The following is a 17,810-nucleotide window of genomic DNA, read 5'->3' as shown; positions in this document are numbered from 1 at the left end:
TTATGACGCCCACCGTCCTCGAAACGCTGATGTATGACATCGGCCAGTTGTTCCTGTACCCCACGCTGGCCATGATCGGCCTGCTGTTTCTCTACGCGTTCTGGGCGCTGGGCCAGTTCGCCATGCAGGCGTGGCTGCGCCGGCGGCATGGGATCGAATCGGGGCGCGGCTATCTGCTGGTGGCCTGGGCGCACGCCAACGGGGTCAGCCACCCGGACGCGCTGGACGTGGCCGCGCACCGGCTACTGGAGCGCCTGCGCATTGCCACCCGCGTGGCGCCGATGCTCGGGCTGGTGGCCACCATGATCCCGATGGGGCCGGCGTTGAAAAGCCTGTCCGGCGGCAACCTCGCCAATGTGGGCGAGAACCTGACCATCGCGTTCTCGGCGGTGATCCTGGCGCTGATCGCGGCGAGCATCACCTTCTGGGTGGTCAATGTGCGCCGCCGCTGGCTGGCCGAGGAACTGGTCTGGCTCGGCCAGGCGCGCGAGGCGGCCCGATGAGATTCCTGGACGAAAGCGAGGCCGACGACCCGATCCTGTCGGTCGTCAACCTGATCGACGTATTCCTGGTGGTGATTGCCGCCCTGCTGGTGGCCATCGCCCAGAACCCGATGAACCCGTTCACGCACGACGACGTGACGGTCATCACCAACCCGGGCAAGCCCAATATGGAAATCGTGTCGCGGCAGGGGGAGAAGATCGTGCGCTATCAGGCCAGCGGGCAGGTGGGCAGCGGCGACGGCATCAAGGCCGGCGTGGCCTACCGGCTGAAGGATGGGTCGATGGTGTACGTGCCGGAGTCACAACAGGCGTCCCAACAAGCCACGTCCGGAGCGAAGCCATGATGCGCGCGACGATCCTTGGCATGGCGCTCGCGATGCTGGCCGGCTGCGCGACGCAGCCGCCGTCGCCGGCGGCCATCGGCGCCACCTTCCTCAGCCGCCAGTACGTGTTGCTGGGCGAGGTCCACGACAACGGCGCGGCGCAGGCGGCGCGCCTCCAGGCGCTGACCCGCGCCGTGGAAGCCGGCTGGCGGCCGGCGGTGGCGATGGAGCAGTTCGACCGCGAGCGGCAGGCCGACATCGACCGCGCCCGCAAGGAACGGCCGGGCGATGCCGACTACCTGATCGCCCAGGCCGGCAGCGCGGCCGGCTGGCAGTGGCCGCTGTACCGGCCCGTGGTGGCGCTGGCGCTCCAATATGACCTGCCGCTGCTGGCCGCGAACCTCTCGCGCGCCGATGCCGCGAAGATCGTCCGCGGCGGGCTCGGCGCGGTCTTCCCGCCGGACCAGCAGGCCGCGCTGGGGCTGGACAAGCCGCTGCCGATGGAAGTCGTGGCCGCGCAGACCGCGACGCTCGATGCCGGCCATTGCGGCAACTTCCCCAAGGCGATGCTGCCCGGCATGCTCAACGCCCAGGCCGCCCGCGACGCCGTAATGGCCCGCACGCTCGCCCCCTACGCCAGCCGCGGCGCGGTACTGATCGCCGGCAACGGCCACGTACGGCGCGACCTCGGCGTGCCCCGCTGGCTCCACGGCGACGCCGCAAAGGTGCTCAGCGTGGGCTATCTGGAGGACGGCAGCCGCGCCGAAGGCTTCGACGAGGTGGTGCGCGTGGCCCCCGTCGAGCGGAAGGATCCGTGCAAGGAGGCTGTGGCGAAGCCGCGGTAGGCGTTTGATTCGTGGCTGATCTCATCGGCCACGGTCCGCCGTCGATGAGGGCTGGCACCGCAGGCGGCACAACCAAGGCGAGCTAAGGCTGATATCGGTGTAGGAATCGGACAACTTTGGGTTAACTTGGGGCTCAATACACTTGTCGGTAGCGGAAGTAGCCGTTGGTTACGCGCCGGGGCTCCATGAGCCCACCCATCCGGAATCCGCATCGGGAGTCGTGGACGTAGTCGTCCATCAAGGTGCGAACCGCCGGGGGCACGGCGAGCGAATGGGTGGCATGCTCGAGCATGTGGCGAGTCTCGGCGTCCACGGGCTCGGTTACGTCATCCTGCAACACGCGCAGGACGGCAGCGCCGATGGGGTTAAGGGTGCCGACGAGGTCAGTCTGCGACGACCCGGCATGCTGCAAGCGGCGGCGCAGGGCCGTAATGTGCTCGGCGAAATCATCGACGCCCTCCTGTAGTCTGGCCCGGTCCGCGCCCAGCTTCGCGTCCAGGTAGAAGCGCCGCGTCTTCAGCGGATCCTTGTACGCCATCAGTTCCCCGCGCCACTGCAGGTATTGCAGCGTGTGAGACTTGAGCACCCCGGTGACTCCAGCCTTGCCTGTTGCCGTGGTGTCGATGCCGCAGGTCTTGAAGAAGTCGTTCGCCGCGCTGACGAGCCGCGGTGAGCAGTGGTAGTCGACGGCGAGGTTGGGCGCTTGCCTGATTTCCGCCATGGTCATCAACGGCACCCCGGCGCTGAAGGCGGCGTGATGCATGTCGATCAATGGAATCTGGGACAGATGTGGCGATGCGCCCCATTCGGGCATTGCCTTGCCTTGCTCCCCGGGGCGATAGCCGCCACCGACGTCGGAATGCATGCCGGGATAGCCGACCTGCCGCGCACGCGCGGCGAGTTCGAGAGGGAAACTTGCACGCTGCTCGTGCAGCGCAACGAAGTGCACGCACTGATCTACCGCAGGGCTGATATCCATGTAGCCCTCGGCCCAGTCCAGATGGCCATTGAATCCCGGCACGATGTCTGGCACGCCGACCGACGCTACGGTGTCGAACAGGCCCATGAAGTAGATCCGGATCGGGACGCTGGCCAGCCGATAGGCGCCATCCTTCTGCTCCATCAACTGGAGCAGCCAGTTGGCGAATACCCGCGCTATGGCCGCGCCACGTGAGAAGCCGAACACTGCAACGTTGATCCGGGTGACCTGACGCTGGCTGCTTCTTATGATGGCTTCGAGTTTTTGCTCCCAGGCGGTTAGCACCATGCGGCGGTATGGTCCCTCGAGGCCCATATTCGCGAAGAGGGAACTTGCGTTGTTGACGACGGTTCTTGCCGTTTCGTCATCGAGAAGGAGCGCCTCGGTCAGGTAGTAGTGCACCGAATTCAGAATGCGCGTGATCGCCCAGTTAATGCGGTCCGCACCCATGTAGCCCCCCGCCATGCCCTTGTGTCCGCCGGGATCGCCGATTTTCTCGAACGGAGTGCCGAGTCCCGGTACGTAGTGGGAGAAGAATCCATCTTCGAACCTATCAATGCTCGCGTTATACAGGCGGGCAACATTGCTATGCTTACCGACGGATGTCTGAGTGCCGTTGAGGCCGGGCTCCTTCCAGTCCTTGTTGTTGCCGGTACCATCGAAGAATAGATTGACATACACCTGCCCGTTGCATTGAACAGGGCGGCATTCTTCTGGGCACGTGATTGCTCGGCAGCGCTGCAGCGATTCACGTACGGTGAGCTTGCGCATGCCGCTATTAGGCATTGGTGAGGGTGGCGAGATGCTGTAAGGCAAGTTTTTTCTCCATCCAGCGTGTTACAGGCGGGTTTCGTCCCCTCGTAGGGGATAGGCAGGGTGGCGGGGTCCGACCATCGTCACAAAGACCTTGACGTTCCCGTCGCGCAGAAAATGTACGGACAGCATTCCTCCGTCTTCGGGCCGATAGGACGGCACCATCACCTTACGTTGCTTCGGAGTGTCCTTAACGTTGTTGACCCATTCGACGTTCAGTGTCATGCCGGGCCGATAAATTCGCGAAATGCTGGCGCAACACGTGAACTTCCCGCCCCCCGAGTGCGGACCTAGGTACGCACCGCCATAGCCGTTCACCGAGAAGCTGTAGATGCCTTCGTCGGTATGGTTGTAGCCAACCACTTCCAGTGTCATAGGGTCTTCGCCACAGCCGGACAGTGCGACAGACCCTGCTGCCAGCATTACCACCAGAAATGTTCGAAACCTCGGGCGCCAACCGGCAGTGGCAGTGCTTGTCATTGAGATGGCGTTATGGTTCATGGCTTGCTCCTCGGTTGTCATCGATCGTGTCCCACAGCGGTCTTGCAATATCCAAGATGTCGTCCCCAAGGCCAGCCAGCCAGTCCTTGAAGGCTTCCTCGTGGGCGGGCGCAGGCATCGACAGGCGCTGCGCAACCCGAGGATGGTCGACATAACGTCCGGACGTATGGAGCGCCAGGGTCAGGAGTTGCAGACGGTCTGGCCTCGCGGTTAGTCCGTGCTGCCGCGCGACAAGCAGGTGCTCCTGGACGAACGGATAGAGCGTGCGATACGGTACGGACCGGAGTTCGTCCCGATTTACCTCGCGTAGATCCACGATCATCATGTCGGCCTCGCATGCGCTCATTAGCGCTGAAAGCTGGTTGTCATCGAGGCGGATAGGGGCTGGCGGCGGTTCCGTCGCGCCCGCTGCAGGCAAGGGTAGTTGTTGTGGCTCGCCGAAACGGTCGAAGTAGGTCCATGCCGAGACGTGCCGCGTGAAAAGGGCGCGCTGGTCAGCCCCCAGAATCTCCAGCCAGGCTGGAAGGATGCGGCCGTCGTACCAGCGCACGATCATTTCCCGGCCGTTGGGTATCTCGGTCAGATGGAACTGGCGAAGATGCTCGGCAAGCTCGTCAAATGGCACCGAGGCGATGAGGAGGCTGACGCAGGGCTTCAGTTTGCCCAGGTGCTCGGCTGCCGCGAGTAGGTTTTTGCGGAGTTCGTCATCTCGGTTCAAATCGATCAGGAGCGGCGCCATGTCTAGCAACGATTCTTCCGGATAGCCGGCAAAGAGGGACTGGTACGTGGCGCCCGAGCGGTCCAGTCTTCGGTGAAATCGCATCTGTTGGCTCGAGTCGATCAGTGCAAATCGATAGTCCATATCGGAATTCCCTATTTGAGAATGACGCCAGGCGTACCCCGGCGCATGGCGTCGAGCAGGCAGCTTCTGCATGTGGTACGGGGGAATTGAGGCAGCGGAACGGTCATCGACGCGCGTTCCTGGGTGCTCCAGTACGCCGACTTTTCGTAGATGTCGCCCAGCGTGACGTTCTCGATGCGCTCCCCGGTGATGCGGATGTAGGATCCTCCGGCACCGATCCAGACCTCTTTGTCTGCGGTAAGAACAAGCTTCCCGTCGGTACTGCTGATGGTGACGTCCTTAAGTGCCGCCAACTGCAATTCATCGCCCTGCGCCTGGATCTCGACCTTGCCGCGCGCCGCGAACAGTTTCATGCCGAGCTTCTGCGCGAACAGCAACACGGCGTCGCCGGCGGCGACGGTGAAGCGCTTCATCACGCCGATGTCCGCGCTGCCCCCGGCGGTGGCGATGAGATGGTTCGCCGCGCTGGTTTGCAGGTCCGCGCCAGACACCAGGGCGATACCGGCGGGGGCGCTGGCGAGCAGGCCGGCGGCGCGCAGTTGCTTGAGGCTGTCATTGAGCAAGGCCTGCTGGCGCTCGCAGTCGGCGGCGAGGGCCTGGGCGGTCTTGGCGGTCTCGGCCAGTGCCTGGCTTTGCTGGAGCGCTTGTTCGAGCAGGCGCTGGGCTGGGGCCATGTCGAGTTGCTGTCCTGTGGCCTTTGGCTGATCGTCGGCGGTGATGAACAGCCCCTTGCCGCCCCGGATCGCCCCCCAGCCGGAAGTCCTGAGTTCGAAGCCCTCACCCCGTCGCTTCCACTTCCCATCCACCATGTGGCCAAGCGTCAGCTGACTCTTCCCCGAATGCTCGGTGGACAGCTTGATGTGCTCCTGCCCCTCCCAATCCTCGAATTCGAGCTTGTTATCGCTCTGCGTACGGATGACGTTGCGGGACAGCCAGCGATCCTGATTAGTAATCAGATCCGTCTGACGACTGTTATGGTGAACGTGGGCGATATACGGCTTATTGGGATTACCGTCCCGAAATGCGATCGCCGCCTCGGTGCCGTCGATCAGCGGGAAGTGGAATCCCGTTTGCAGTGCCCCGGCGAATGGCTTGGCCAGCCGCAGCGGCACGCATTCCCCACCGCCCGGCCAGTCCTCGAAATCGAAGTCAAAGCGGACGGTGTAATAACCCTGCTGGGTCAGGTAGGCATATGGATATTGGCTCGGGGAGGTAATGCGCGCACTCAGCGTGCCCTGAATCTTCGGCCAGTTGGCCTCGTCCAGCGGTAGCCGGAAGCGCCGATCCGAAGGGATCGATTTGAAGGTATTGCGATACGCGGCGTCGCGTGCGCCGGTGTGGATGACCTCGGTGATGACCTGCCCATGCGGCGCGTCCGCCAGCGCAAGATCCATCCGCAGAATCCGCGCCGGACGCAGTTCCAGCACGTTGCTTTCGCCCTCATACACCACCTGCGAAGCCACCGCCGCCTCATGCCGAAGCTGCGCCTCCCACTTGGCGCCTTCGAAATCCAGATGATGAGTGCCGAAGACATAAGGCTGGCCGTAGGTGGTCTTGTCCTTCCTCGCGACATTGGCTTCGCCCTTCAGCGGCTCCCATGCCAGATCGGGGTTGTAGTCCGCCACCAGGAACGATGCTGGAACGGTTTTCGCAATAGTACGAAGGGCGAAGACCGCTTCGATGCCCGCTTCCAGCCCCGCCGTCTCCCGGTACGGCACCCGCAGTTCAGGCTGGTAGAGGTAATGGTCGATGTCATCGCCAAACACCACCATCTCGCCGAACTTGCCGGGAAGGAAATAGGAATACAGCCCCTCCTGCTCCATCAGCAGACGGATGGTTTCCCAATCGGACATCTGATACTGGAAGCGGAACGCGTGCTGGGGATATTGGCGTCGAAGCCTGAAGGAAAACTGATGCCCGACCAGTTCATGCCGCCGCAGAATTGCCTCGATAATCTTCGGCGCGGTCTGGTGCTGGTAGATGCGGGTGGAGCGAGTCAGCCTCAGGCGGGCGACCAGCGGTTCCACGACCATCTCATACGCATGGAAGTCCGGTGTTTGCGCCGTCTTGGAGAAGCGGGTGATGCAGCCGGCAAAGGTGCGCGGCTCGGATTCATCGCCGGGGTCGATCAGGAATGTGGCCGGCTTGCCGAGATAATCGGCGCGGTCCAGTTCAAGAGGGTGTGTCAGTTGGACGATGGCCTCGTAGGGCTCGCCCAGCCGCTCCACCGCCTCGAATGACACCACCGACAACCCTGCGGCGCTTGTCGCACCGGGGACTTTCAGGAAATACGACTGCCGCGCCATGATTCTCGCTCCGTTGCCCGCGCAGCCCGGAAAAGCTGCGTAGGGGCCATGCTAGAAGCGTCGAAGTGGGCACTACAATCGTACTAGTTCGAAAAATCGCTGTCGCGTCTACGCGTCGCCAGCCATCGGCAATCTCAACTCCGCTCGCACCCCCCTGCCCTGTACGCCTTCGCGCAGCACCACTGTGCCGCCGAAGCGTGCGGCCATTTCCCGCGAGATGGCGAGGCCCAGGCCGGATCCCGGTTCGGTGTTTTCCACCCGTCGATAGAAGCGCGCGAACACCTTCTCGCGCTCAGCTTCGGGGATGCCGGGGCCGTCGTCTTCCACCACCAGCAGTGCATCGCCGCCCACGCGCGCGGCGGAGAGCGTGATGCGGCTGCCGCGCCCCGAGTATTGGATCGCGTTGTGCACCAGGTTGGCCAGTGCCTCGCGCAGCAGCGCGGCGTCGGCGCGCACCGGCAGCGTCAGGTCCGTCGGCCGTTCCCAGCCGAAGTCCTGCTGCTTGCCGCGCGCCAGCGGCAGGTAGTCGAGTGCCACCTGTTCTGCCACGGTCACCGCGTCGATCTCGGCCACGAATTCGGCCGGCCCGCCGCCCTCGCGCACTGGCTGCCGAGCACGCGCCAGCGCCAGTAGCTGGTTCGTCAGCCGCGCGGCTTGCTCCAGTTGCGTGACGATGCCGCCCACCGCTTCGCCAGCCGCCTCGCGCCCGGCCTCGCTGTGGCGGGCCGCCAGCTGCCGCTGGGCGAACTCGGCCTGCGTCTTGAGGATGGCCAGCGGCGTGCGCAGCTGGTGCGCGGCATCGGCGATGAACTGGGCCTGCGACTGCGCCATGGTCTCGGAGCGCGAGACGTGCAGGTTCACCGCGTCCACCAGCGGACGCACTTCCACCGGCACGCGGTCGAATTCGAGCGGCGTCAGGTCCTCGGGCGAGCGCGCGCGCACATCGTCGCGCACGCGCTGCAGCGGACGCAGCACATAGGTCACGCCGCCCACCAGGATCAGGGCCGACAGCACGATCAGCGCCAGGTCGCGCAGCAGCGCGCTGCGCCAGACATTGGCGATCAGCGCCGAGCGGGGTTCGGCGGTCTCGGCCACCTGGATGATCACGCGGATGCGCGCGTCGGGCCGGTAGACCGGCCGGGCCATCGCCGCAATGCGCACCGGCTCGCCGCGATAGGTGGCGTCGTAGAAGCGGGTCTGATTGTTGACGAGGGTGCCCGCCGGCAGCGGCAGGTCGTCATAGCCGGTCACCGTCTCCACGCGCCCTGCCCGCTCCATCGACACCCGGTAGAACACGTGGGTCTGCGCGGCGGTCTCGAACATCTCCATCGCGGCATCCGGCAGCGTCAGCTGCACGCTCTCGCCGGCCATGCCGATGGCGTTGTCGATGGTGCGCACGGAGCCGTAGAGCGAGCGGTCGTAGGCGGTGTTGGCGGCGTGGCGCAGCGTGCCGTAGGTGAACCAGCTGTCCACCGCCATCATCAGCGCCAGCGCCGGCACGAGCAGGATCAGTAGCTGGCGGCGCAGGCTGCCGCGCAGCCAGGGCCGCGCCGGCGTTGGCGTGCGCGGGCGGCGGCGCCTCATGTCAGGCCTCGGCCTCGGGTTCCAGCAGGTAGCCGAAGCCGCGCAGCGTGACGATGGTCACGCCATGGCCGGTCAGCTTCTTGCGCAGGCGGTAGACCAGCACCTCGATGGCGTCCGGACTCACGTCGGCATCGAGCGAGAAGACTTTGTCGAGCAGTTGCGCCTTGGTCAGCGGCTGGCCGCTGCGGGCCAGCAGCGCGCCGAGCAGCGTGGATTCGCGTGGCGTGAGCGCCAGCGGGGCGCCGCCGAGGGTGAAGCTGCGCGTCTCGCCATCGAATACCAGCGTGCCGCATTGCAGGCGGGGATGAGCGCGGCCACGGCTGCGGCGGATCAGGGCGAGGATGCGCGCCTCGAGTTCGGCGATGGCGAAGGGCTTGGGCAGGTAGTCGTCGGCGCCGAGGTTCAGGCCGCGCACACGTTCGTCGAGGGTGTCCTGGGCGGTCAGGATCAGCACCGGCGTGCGGTCGTCGCGGCCACGCATGGCCTTGAGCACGGCCAGGCCGTCCTTGCCGGGCAGGCGCAGGTCGAGCACCACGGCGTCGTATTCCTCGGCCATCAGCCGGGCTTCGGCCTGCAGGCCGTCCGCCACGTGCTCGATGACGAAGCCGCCCTGCTCCAGCGCGCGGGCCACCCAGCGGGCCAGTTCCACCTCATCTTCTACCAGCAGGATACGCATGCCGGACCTCCTCTGCCGGATCGGGAATCGAGGGCGCGGGCGCGTCCCGAGGGCGCCTATAATACCTCCGCCCTGCCCGCCGGTGTCGGCGGCCTGTCCCTCATCGCCCTCCGTTCCGCCTTGCCGAATCGCGTCCTGACATCGCCCCTGCCGACGCCGTCCTCCGCGCCCGCATCGCCGGTGCGCCGGCACCTGCTGCGCGCGGGTGCCGCGATGGCCGCCCTGCCCGCACTGGCCCAGGCCGCGCCGCGCGTGCCGGACGGCTATCCGCCCGAGTACGCCGGCATCATCGAACGGGCCCAGCGTGAGGGCGCCGTGGCGGTCTACGCGTCGACGGATCTCGCGGTGGTCCAGCCGCTGATCGCCGCCTTCGAAGCGCGCTACCCCGGCGTGCGCGTGCGCTACGCGGACCTGAACACGGTGGAGCTGAACGATCGATTCCTGGCCGAGAGCGCCGCGCTGGGCGCCACGCGCGCGCCGCGCGACGCGGCGTTCGCCGATGTGCTGTGGAGCACGGCGATGGACCTCCAGATCAAGCTTGTCAACGACGGCTATGCCCAGCGCTACAACTCGCCCGAGCGCGCCGGCCTGCCGAGCTGGGCGGTGTGGCGTGACGAGGCCTGGGGCACGACCTTCGAGCCGGCCGTGATCGTCTACAACCGCAAGTATTTCGATGGCGCGCATGTGCCCGGGAGCCGCAGCGGGCTGGCGCGGCTGCTGCAGGAGCGCGGGCCGCAGTGGCGCGGGCGCATCGTGACCTATGACGTGGAGCGTTCGGGGGTGGGCTACCTGCTTGCGCAGCAGGACGCGCGCATGGGCAGCGAGTTCTGGTATCTGGCGCAGGCGCTGGGTCGCGCGGGCGTGAAGCTGTCGGCCTCGACGGCGGACATGATCGAAGGCATCGCCAGCGGCGAGCTGGTGCTCGGCTACAACCTGCTGGGGTCGTACGCGCTGTCGCTGATGGAGCGCGGCGCCAGCATCGGCGTGATCGCGCCGCGCGACTACACGCTGGTGATGTCGCGCGTGGCGTTTATCGCCCGGCAGGCGCCCCGGCCCAATGCGGCGCGGCTGTGGCTGGACTTCGTGCTCTCGCGCGAGGGGCAGGCGCAGCTCGGCAAGTCGACTTCCCAGCTCTATACGATTCGCACCGATACTGACAGCGCCTACACGGCCCAGACGCTGGCGGAGCGGCTCGGCTATGCGCTCAAGCCGATCAGCGTGGGCCCCGGCCTGCTGGCCGCGCAGGACGCCCTGCGCAAGCGGGCGTTCCTGGCGCGCTGGCGCGAGGCGCTGCGGGGATAGGGCTGGGGAGGCTCATTCGGCCAGGGCCTGTGGCGTGGACGACCCGCAGAACGTGGCCATTTCGGCGTCGATCGGCCCCATCGGGCGCGGCACGTAGCCTTTCCGGAGGGCGGTGGAGAAACGCAGCATGTCGATCATGGCGTCGGCCAGCCGCTCGGCTTCGTGATTGAGTTCGAAATCCTCGGGCGAGAACAGCCAGTGCGCCAGCACGCCACCAATGGCCGCGTGGAAGGCGTTGACGGCCAGCGGGATGTCGAGATCCTCCGGTAGCTGGCCGCATTCCACGGCCATGCGCAGGTGCTCGTGCATCTTGACCAGCCCTTCCTTGTGCGACTGGCGCTGGCGTTCGAAGATCGCGCCGTTGTCCTGCACCATCTCGCACTTGTGGAAGATGATCTCGAAGACGCGGCGCCACTGCGGGTTCACCACGGTCTGCTTGAATACGAAGGCGCAGATGTCGCGGATGCTGTTCAGCGGATCCTCGCGCAGCGCACGCCGCTCGGGGGCGATCAGCGCCTCCACCGGCAGGTTCACGCGGTCGCACATGGCCGCGAAGACATCGCTCTTGTTCTTGAAGTGCCAGTAGATGGCGCCGCGCGTGACGCCGGCCGCTTCGGCAATATCTGCAAGTGACGGGCGCGCCACGCCACGGGCGTGGAACACCGCCTCGGCGGCATCCAGGATCCGGTTGCGGGTTTCCTGCGCTTCTTCCTTGGTACGTCTGACCATTTCCTCTTTCCTGCCAGCGGACGCTTATCCGCCCAGGTCTCCGTTGTGCCACACGATTGTGACGACAACCTCTCATTTGTTCATGGCGACACCGCCATCGGCGGGGCGCATCCTAACCTGCCCGCAATATTCGTGCTCACTGTTGACGCAAATCGTCAAGATTGCGTCAAAAAGGCTGCGCTTCAAAGTGTTGTAAAAGGCGCTGTTTGCGTGCCGGACTTAACATACATGCTTGAATGTATATATACTACGCGCTTGCTCGATCGTCGGCCAGCCCAAGATCCAGTGACGCCCTGCACGCAAAGTGACGTCACGGCCGACGCGCCGGGCACCAACCTGCCAGTTTTAACGCACCAACGCCGCTAGCCATGCGCCCGCTCAAGGGGGCCGGCTTGCGGTGCGCATTACGCTTTTCCGCACTCGCCACGCAGTGGCGCGCCCGTCCGGCCGTCACATGCGGCCAGTGCGGCAGATCTCAAACATCATCATGGGGTTATCGATGAGGAAGTCCCAACGTATCCATTGCGTTGCCGCCGCCGTGGCGGTCCTGGCGTTGTCCGCCTGCGGCCAGAAGGCCCCGCAGGGCGGCGCCATGCCGCCGGCCGAAGTGGGTGTGGTTACCGTCACACCGTCCGCTGTTGCCGTCATCAATGAATTGCCGGGCCGCCTGGAAGGCGTGCGGACCGCCGAAGTGCGCGCCCGCGTGGAAGGCATCGTGCTGTCCCGCAACTACACCGAAGGCGGCGAAGTGAAGGCTGGCCAGGTGCTGTTCCGCATCGATCCGGCCCCGTACCAGGCCCAGCTGGCGTCCGCCAGGGCGCAGCTGGAGCGGGCCGAGGCCAACGCCGTCTCCGCGCGTCAGAAGGCCGAGCGCTACAAGCCGCTGGTGGCCGCCAACGCGGTCAGCAAGCAGGAGTTCGATGACGCCGTGGCCGCTGCCGGCCAGGCCAATGCCGACATCGCCGCCGCCAAGGCTGCCGTGACCACGGCCCAGATCAACCTGGGTTACACCACGGTCACCGCGCCGATCTCCGGTCGCGTGGGCCGCGCGCTGGTTACCGAAGGCGCGCTGGTCGGCAAGGGCGAAGCCACCAAGCTGACGGTGGTCGAGCAGGTCGATCCGATCTGGGTGACGTTCACGCAACCTGCCGCCGAAGTGGCACGCCTGCGCCGGGCCATCGAGAATGGTCAGGTCAAGGGTGTGAATGGCGGTGCCCGTGTGCACCTGTTCCCCGAGGCGGGCGACCGCGAGTACAGCCAGACCGGGAAGCTGCTGTTCACGGACATGACCGTGGACCCGACCACCGGCTCGATCACGCTGCGCGCGGAGTTCCCGAACGCCAAGCGCGAACTGCTCTCGGGCACCTTCGTGCGCGTGAAGATCGAGCAGGGCGTGGACGAGAACGCCCTGACCGTGCCGCAGCGCGCGCTGATCCGCACGGCGCAGGGCGCCAGCGTGATGGTGGTGGGCGCCGACGGCAAGGTGGCCGTGGTGCCGGTCAAGGCACCGCAGGCGATCGACGACCGCTGGATCATCACCGAAGGCCTGAAGGGCGGCGAGAAGGTGATCGTGGAAGGGCTGCAGAAGGTGCAGCCGGGCGCGCCCGCCAAGGCCGTGCCGTTCCAGGCGCCGAAGACCGCGTCGACCCCGGCCACCCAAGGCTGACCCGCGCCATCGCACCATAAGTAATAGATAGGGAGCCAGATTCATGGCCAAGTTTTTTATCGACCGGCCGGTGTTCGCGTGGGTGCTCGCGCTGATCATCGCGCTCGGCGGGGTGCTGGCGATCCTGCAGCTACCGATCGCCCAGTACCCCAACATCGCCCCCCCGATCATTTCGGTGACCACGACTTATCCCGGTGCGTCCGCCAAGACCATCGAGGACTCGGTGGTGTCCGTGATCGAGCAGGAACTCAACGGCGCGCCGAACCTGCTGTACTACGAGTCGCAAAGCGAGGCGTCCGGGCTGGCGTCGATCAACATCGCGTTCGCGCCGGGCTCGAACGTCGACCTGAACTCCGTGGAGGTGCAGAACCGCCTCAAGCGCGTGGAAGCGCGCTTGCCGGCGGAGGTGCGCCAGCAGGGCGTGAAGGTGGACAAGGCCGGCAACAACTACATGATGTTCATCACGGTCTCGTCCAAGTCCGGCAATACGGATGCGATCGCACTCGGTAACTTCGTCTCCGCGCAGGTGGTGGACTCCATCCGCCGCGTGCCCGGCGTGGGCTCGGCCGACCTGTTCGGTACCGAGTACGCCATGCGCGTCTGGCTGGATCCGGCCAAGCTGACCGGCTACAACCTGACGCCGCTGGACGTGACCGCGGCGGTTTCCGAGCAGAACATCCAGGTCGCCGTGGGCGAACTGGGCGGCACGCCGTCGCCCCGGGGCACGGAGCTGAACGCCACGGTGAGCACGGAAAGCCGGCTGACCACGCCCGAGCAGTTCGCCAACATCCTGCTGCGCACGAACCCGGATGGGTCGTCGGTGCGCATCAAGGACGTAGGCCGTGTGGAACTGGGCGGCGCGGACTACTCCACGCTGGCCCGCATCAACGGCAAGCCGGCGTCGGCCATCGCCATCAAGCTCGCGCCCACGGGTAACGCGCTGGCCACGGCCACCGCCGTGCGCGCGAAGATGGAAGAGCTGCAACGCTACTTCCCGCCGGACTACGAGTTCAGCGTGCCGTACGACACCTCCGCCTTCGTGAAGATCTCGATCGAGGAAGTGGTCAAGACGCTGCTCGAAGCCGTGGTGCTGGTGTTTCTGGTGATGTACCTGTTCCTCCAGAACTTCCGCGCCACGCTGATCCCGACGCTGGTGGTGCCGGTGGCGCTGCTCGGCACGTTCGGGGCGATGCTGGCCTTCGGCTTCTCCATCAACGTGCTGACGATGTTCGGCATGGTGCTGGCCATCGGTATCCTGGTGGACGATGCCATCGTGGTCGTCGAGAACGTCGAGCGGATCATGAGCGAGGAGGGGCTCTCGCCCCGCCAGGCCACCCGCAAGGCCATGGGCCAGATCACGGGCGCCATCGTCGGCATCACGCTGGTGCTGACCGCCGTGTTCATCCCGATGGCCTTCTTCTCGGGCTCGGTCGGCAACATCTACCGCCAGTTCTCGCTGTCGCTGATCGCCTCGATGGCGTTCTCGGCCGTGCTGGCGCTGACGCTGACCCCGGCGCTGTGCGCCACGCTGCTCAAGCCGGTCGAGGCCGGCCATCACGAAGAGAAGAAGGGCTTCTTCGGCTGGTTCAACCGCACGTTCGCCACGGCGTCCACCGGCTACCAGGGCATGGTCGCGCGCATCCTGAAGCGCTCGGGCCGCTACCTGATCATCTACGCGCTGATCATCGCCGGCGTGGTGCTGCTGTTCCAGCGCCTGCCGTCGTCGTTCCTGCCCGATGAGGACCAGGGCTACATGATCACGGTCGTGCAGCTCCCGCAGGGCGCCACGCAGGAGCGCACCATCGGCGTGCTCAAGCAGATCGAGGACTACTACCTCCAGAAGGAGTCGAAGGTCGTCGACCAGATGATCACGGTGGCGGGCTTCTCGTTCTTCGGCCGTGGCCAGAACGGCGGTATCGCCTTCGTGCGGCTCAAGGACTGGAAGGAGCGCCCCGGCGCGGACCAGACCGCCCAGGCGCTGGTGGGCCGGGCATTCGGCGCGCTGTCGTTCATCAAGGATGCGATCATCTTCCCGCTGAACCCGCCTGCGATCTCGGAACTCGGCAATTCGTCGGGCTTCGACTTCCGCCTGCAGGACCGCACGGGGCAGGGCCACGCCAAGCTGATGGAAGCGCGTAACCAGATGCTCGGCATGGCGGCGCAGAATCCGGTGCTCCAGGGCGTGCGCCCGGAGGGCCAGGAAGACGCGCCGCAGCTGCGCATCGACATCGACCGCGAAAAGGCGCGGGCGCTGGGCGTGACGGTGGCGGATATCAACGCCACGCTGACCATCGCCTTCGGTTCCTCGTACGTGAATGACTTCATCTATGAAGGCCGCGTGCGCCGCGTGATCGTGCAGGCTGAGGGCGCGGACCGGCAACTGCCGGACGACCTGACCAAGCTGCGCGTGCGCAATGCCAATGGCGACATGGTGGCGTTTGCCGCGTTCGCCACGTCGCAGTGGATCATGGGCTCGCCGCGCCTGGAGCGCTACAACGGCATGCCGGCCGTGAAGCTGGCTGGCCAGGCTGCGCCGGGCAAGTCCACGGGCGAGGCCATGCGCGTGATGGAGGAAAACTTCGCCAAGCTGCCGCCGGGCTTCGGCTTCGAGTGGTCGGGCCAGTCGTATGAAGAGCGCCTGGCCGGTTCGCAGGAGCCGATTCTCTACACGCTGTCGCTGGTGATCGTGTTCCTGTGCCTGGCCGCGCTGTATGAGAGCTGGTCGATCCCGGTGGCGGTGCTGCTGGTGGTGCCGCTGGGCGTGCTCGGCGCGCTGCTCGGCGTGACGCTGCGCGGCATGCCCAACGACGTGTACTTCAAGGTGGGCCTGATCGCGACGATCGGCCTCTCGGCGAAGAACGCCATTCTGATCGTGGAGTTCGCCAAGGACCTGCAGGCCCAGGGCAAGGGGCTGGTCGAGGCGACGCTCGAGGCGGTGCACCTGCGCTTCCGGCCGATCCTGATGACGTCGTTCGCATTTATCCTGGGCGTGCTGCCGCTGGCGATTGCCACCGGCGCAGGCTCGGGCAGCCAGCGCGCCATCGGGACGGGCGTGATGGGCGGGATGATCACGGCCACGGTGCTGGCGATTTTCCTGGTGCCGGTATTCTTCGTGGTGGTGCGCGGCCGCTTCAAGGGCAGCGCGAGCCAGCACGAGCGGGAACGCGCGCGCCTGGAAGAAGCCCAGGAGAAAAACTGACATGACCAAGACACTGACCACACTGCTGCTGGTGGCCGGCGTGCTGACGGGCTGCACGCTGGCGCCGCACTATGACCGTCCGGCCGCGCCGGTGGCGGCTGGCTTTCCGGCGGCGCCGGAGGGCTACGCATCGGCCGAGGTGAAGAGCGGCGAGACCCGCCGCGCCACGGACATCGGCTGGCGCGACTTCTTCACCGATCCGCGCCTGCAGGGGCTGATCGCCACGGCGCTGGAGAACAACCGCGACCTGCGCACGGCGGCCTTGCGTATCGAGGAAGCGCGCGCGCAGTATCGGATCCAGCGCGCGGACCTGCTGCCGACCCTGAACGGCAACGCGAGCTTCCAGCGCGGCCGGTTCTCCGGGGCAACCTCGGGCGTCGATCAATCGTTCACGGGCAACATCTACCAGGTGGGCCTGTCGGTGACCCAGTGGGAGCTGGACTTCTTCGGGCGCGTCCGCAGCCTGTCGAACGCCGCGCTGGCCCAGTACCTGAGCACCGAGGAGGCCCATCGCGCCGGCTACATCTCGCTGGTGTCCGAAGTCGCCAAGGCCTATCTCGCCGAGCGCGCGGCGGCCGAGCAGTACGACCTGGCCCGCAACACGCTGGAAGCGCGCCAGAGCACGTTCGAGCTGGCGAAGCGGCGTTTCGATGCGGGGGCCACCTCGGCCCTGGATCTGCGCGACAACGAGTCGCTCGTGGCGCAGGCCCGCGTGGCCGCCGCGCAGCTGGCGCGCCAGCGTGCGCAGGCGCAGAACGCGCTGGAAGTGCTGGTGGGCAAGCCGATCGGCGAGATTGCCAACCTGCCGGCACCGATGCAGCTGTCCGACGAGCACATCATCAGCGACATCCCGGAAGGCTTGCCGTCCGATCTGCTGACGCAGCGTCCGGACATCCGCCAGGCCGAGCAGGCCCTGCTGTCGGCTAACGCCAACATCGGCGCGGCGCGGGCGGCGTTCTTCCCGCGCATCACGATGACCGCGAGCGCCGGCAACATCAGCACCTCGTTCACCAACCTGTTCGACTCCGGCGCCAACATCTGGTCGTTCTCGCCGCAGCTGGTGCTGCCGATCTTCGACTACGGCCGCAATCTGTCGAACCTCGACCTGGCGAACGTGCGCAAGAACATCCAGGTGGCCAACTACGAGAAGACCATCCAGGTGGCCTTCAGCGAAGTGGCCGACGCCCTCGTGGCGCGCGGCACGCTCGAAGAGCAGGTGGCCGGCCAGCAGCAGCAGCGCGACGCGGAATCGGCGCGCTACGAGCTGTCCCGGCTGCGCTTCCGCAGCGGCGTGGCGAGCTATCTGGACGAACTCGACGCGCAGCGCCAGCTGTTCTCCGCCGAGCAGGCGCTGATCCAGGCGCGGCAGTTGCGTCTGGTCAACTCGATCGACCTGTACCGCGCGCTGGGCGGCGGGCTGACCGAGACGGGTGCAGTGGCGCAGGCCACCACGCCGCCGACGGGCACCTCGGCACAGTAAGGACTGCGGCAACGCAGATGCAAAAAGGGCGAAGCGCGAGCT

14 protein-coding genes are annotated in these 17,810 nt (G+C 66.2%); 7 read left to right on the top strand and 7 right to left on the bottom strand.

Translation table 11 applies throughout. The features are described 5' to 3' along the window. The first annotated feature begins 2 nt into the window (after positions 1-2). From AC1DFU_RS07710 to AC1DFU_RS07700, 3 genes are read left to right on the top strand one after another with little or no spacing between them, the layout of a single operon-like run. On the top strand, positions 3-503 hold the full coding sequence (locus tag AC1DFU_RS07710) for a MotA/TolQ/ExbB proton channel family protein (RefSeq protein ID WP_255370693.1): 501 nt from the start codon (positions 3-5) through the stop codon (positions 501-503). Then, entirely contained in the window at positions 500-847 is a 348-nt protein-coding gene (locus AC1DFU_RS07705; RefSeq protein ID WP_092291040.1) for a DUF2149 domain-containing protein, read from the top strand. The genes AC1DFU_RS07710 and AC1DFU_RS07705 overlap by 4 nt, the downstream gene beginning before the upstream one ends. Next, positions 844-1,671 carry a ChaN family lipoprotein gene (locus AC1DFU_RS07700; RefSeq protein ID WP_441591565.1) on the top strand — a complete coding sequence of 276 codons (828 nt, stop codon included), beginning with the start codon at positions 844-846 and terminating at the stop codon, positions 1,669-1,671. The genes AC1DFU_RS07705 and AC1DFU_RS07700 overlap by 4 nt, the downstream gene beginning before the upstream one ends. 133 nt (positions 1,672-1,804) lie before the next feature. Here AC1DFU_RS07700 and AC1DFU_RS07695 read toward each other — a convergent pair whose 3' ends face one another. From AC1DFU_RS07695 to AC1DFU_RS07670, 6 genes are all read right to left on the bottom strand, one after another. Further along, complete coding sequence (locus tag AC1DFU_RS07695) at positions 1,805-3,421, bottom strand: T6SS phospholipase effector Tle1-like catalytic domain-containing protein (protein WP_177219849.1); 1,617 nt, start codon at positions 3,419-3,421, stop codon at positions 1,805-1,807. A 66-nt stretch (positions 3,422-3,487) separates the two neighbouring features. Then, complete coding sequence (locus AC1DFU_RS07690; protein WP_255370695.1) at positions 3,488-3,964, bottom strand: DUF3304 domain-containing protein; 477 nt, start codon at positions 3,962-3,964, stop codon at positions 3,488-3,490. Then, complete coding sequence (locus AC1DFU_RS07685; RefSeq protein ID WP_177219850.1) at positions 3,954-4,826, bottom strand: DUF4123 domain-containing protein; 873 nt, start codon at positions 4,824-4,826, stop codon at positions 3,954-3,956. The genes AC1DFU_RS07690 and AC1DFU_RS07685 overlap by 11 nt, the downstream gene beginning before the upstream one ends. Before the next feature lie 11 nt (positions 4,827-4,837). After that, positions 4,838-7,132 carry a type VI secretion system Vgr family protein gene (locus AC1DFU_RS07680; RefSeq protein ID WP_441591563.1) on the bottom strand — a complete coding sequence of 765 codons (2,295 nt, stop codon included), beginning with the start codon at positions 7,130-7,132 and terminating at the stop codon, positions 4,838-4,840. A 108-nt stretch (positions 7,133-7,240) separates the two neighbouring features. Beyond that, positions 7,241-8,716: a sensor histidine kinase gene (locus tag AC1DFU_RS07675; protein WP_441591561.1), complete on the bottom strand. Its 1,476-nt coding sequence runs from the start codon at positions 8,714-8,716 to the stop codon at positions 7,241-7,243. Position 8,717: 1 nt separating this feature from the next. Further along, positions 8,718-9,392, bottom strand: a complete 675-nt coding sequence (locus AC1DFU_RS07670) for a response regulator (protein ID WP_092291052.1) — start codon at positions 9,390-9,392, stop codon at positions 8,718-8,720. 213 nt (positions 9,393-9,605) lie between these two features. Between AC1DFU_RS07670 and AC1DFU_RS07665 the strand changes: the two genes are divergently transcribed. Next, positions 9,606-10,694: an ABC transporter substrate-binding protein gene (locus tag AC1DFU_RS07665; protein WP_092292071.1), complete on the top strand. Its 1,089-nt coding sequence runs from the start codon at positions 9,606-9,608 to the stop codon at positions 10,692-10,694. Positions 10,695-10,706: 12 nt separating this feature from the next. Here the strand turns inward: AC1DFU_RS07665 and AC1DFU_RS07660 are convergent, their stop codons facing one another. After that, positions 10,707-11,423 (bottom strand): TetR family transcriptional regulator, encoded by a 717-nt coding sequence (locus tag AC1DFU_RS07660; RefSeq protein ID WP_092291054.1) that lies wholly within the window; start codon positions 11,421-11,423, stop codon positions 10,707-10,709. A gap of 499 nt (positions 11,424-11,922) precedes the next feature. On the opposite strand from AC1DFU_RS07660, the gene AC1DFU_RS07655 reads away from it, so the two are divergent. Genes AC1DFU_RS07655 through AC1DFU_RS07645 form a run of 3 tightly spaced genes read left to right on the top strand, consistent with a single transcriptional unit; the run spans position 11,923 to position 17,768 of the window. Beyond that, positions 11,923-13,089 (top strand): efflux RND transporter periplasmic adaptor subunit, encoded by a 1,167-nt coding sequence (locus AC1DFU_RS07655; protein ID WP_092291056.1) that lies wholly within the window; start codon positions 11,923-11,925, stop codon positions 13,087-13,089. Positions 13,090-13,132: 43 nt separating this feature from the next. Further along, positions 13,133-16,288 carry an efflux RND transporter permease subunit gene (locus AC1DFU_RS07650; protein WP_092291058.1) on the top strand — a complete coding sequence of 1,052 codons (3,156 nt, stop codon included), beginning with the start codon at positions 13,133-13,135 and terminating at the stop codon, positions 16,286-16,288. 1 nt (position 16,289) lies between these two features. Continuing rightward, on the top strand, positions 16,290-17,768 hold the full coding sequence (locus AC1DFU_RS07645) for an efflux transporter outer membrane subunit (protein ID WP_441591559.1): 1,479 nt from the start codon (positions 16,290-16,292) through the stop codon (positions 17,766-17,768). Positions 17,769-17,810: the final 42 nt, after the last annotated feature.

The sequence above is a fragment of the Cupriavidus sp. 10L45 genome, from assembly GCF_056395225.1.
Note: the sequence above shows the minus strand (reverse complement) of the source record. Positions and strands in the feature narration are given on the sequence as shown.

What these genes read in the sequence shown, in the direction of transcription:
- AC1DFU_RS07700 (WP_441591565.1), top strand. Translation starts at nt 844, where the DNA reads ATGATGCGCGCGACGATCCTTGGCATGGCGCTCGCGATGCTGGCCGGC.
- AC1DFU_RS07660 (WP_092291054.1), bottom strand. Translation starts at nt 11,423, where the DNA reads ATGGTCAGACGTACCAAGGAAGAAGCGCAGGAAACCCGCAACCGGATC.
- AC1DFU_RS07675 (WP_441591561.1), bottom strand. Translation starts at nt 8,716, where the DNA reads ATGAGGCGCCGCCGCCCGCGCACGCCAACGCCGGCGCGGCCCTGGCTG.
- AC1DFU_RS07655 (WP_092291056.1), top strand. Translation starts at nt 11,923, where the DNA reads ATGAGGAAGTCCCAACGTATCCATTGCGTTGCCGCCGCCGTGGCGGTC.
- AC1DFU_RS07665 (WP_092292071.1), top strand. Translation starts at nt 9,606, where the DNA reads ATGGCCGCCCTGCCCGCACTGGCCCAGGCCGCGCCGCGCGTGCCGGAC.
- AC1DFU_RS07695 (WP_177219849.1), bottom strand. Translation starts at nt 3,421, where the DNA reads ATGCGCAAGCTCACCGTACGTGAATCGCTGCAGCGCTGCCGAGCAATC.
- AC1DFU_RS07670 (WP_092291052.1), bottom strand. Translation starts at nt 9,392, where the DNA reads ATGCGTATCCTGCTGGTAGAAGATGAGGTGGAACTGGCCCGCTGGGTG.
- AC1DFU_RS07650 (WP_092291058.1), top strand. Translation starts at nt 13,133, where the DNA reads ATGGCCAAGTTTTTTATCGACCGGCCGGTGTTCGCGTGGGTGCTCGCG.
- AC1DFU_RS07690 (WP_255370695.1), bottom strand. Translation starts at nt 3,964, where the DNA reads ATGAACCATAACGCCATCTCAATGACAAGCACTGCCACTGCCGGTTGG.
- AC1DFU_RS07680 (WP_441591563.1), bottom strand. Translation starts at nt 7,132, where the DNA reads ATGGCGCGGCAGTCGTATTTCCTGAAAGTCCCCGGTGCGACAAGCGCC.
- AC1DFU_RS07645 (WP_441591559.1), top strand. Translation starts at nt 16,290, where the DNA reads ATGACCAAGACACTGACCACACTGCTGCTGGTGGCCGGCGTGCTGACG.
- AC1DFU_RS07705 (WP_092291040.1), top strand. Translation starts at nt 500, where the DNA reads ATGAGATTCCTGGACGAAAGCGAGGCCGACGACCCGATCCTGTCGGTC.
- AC1DFU_RS07710 (WP_255370693.1), top strand. Translation starts at nt 3, where the DNA reads ATGACGCCCACCGTCCTCGAAACGCTGATGTATGACATCGGCCAGTTG.
- AC1DFU_RS07685 (WP_177219850.1), bottom strand. Translation starts at nt 4,826, where the DNA reads ATGGACTATCGATTTGCACTGATCGACTCGAGCCAACAGATGCGATTT.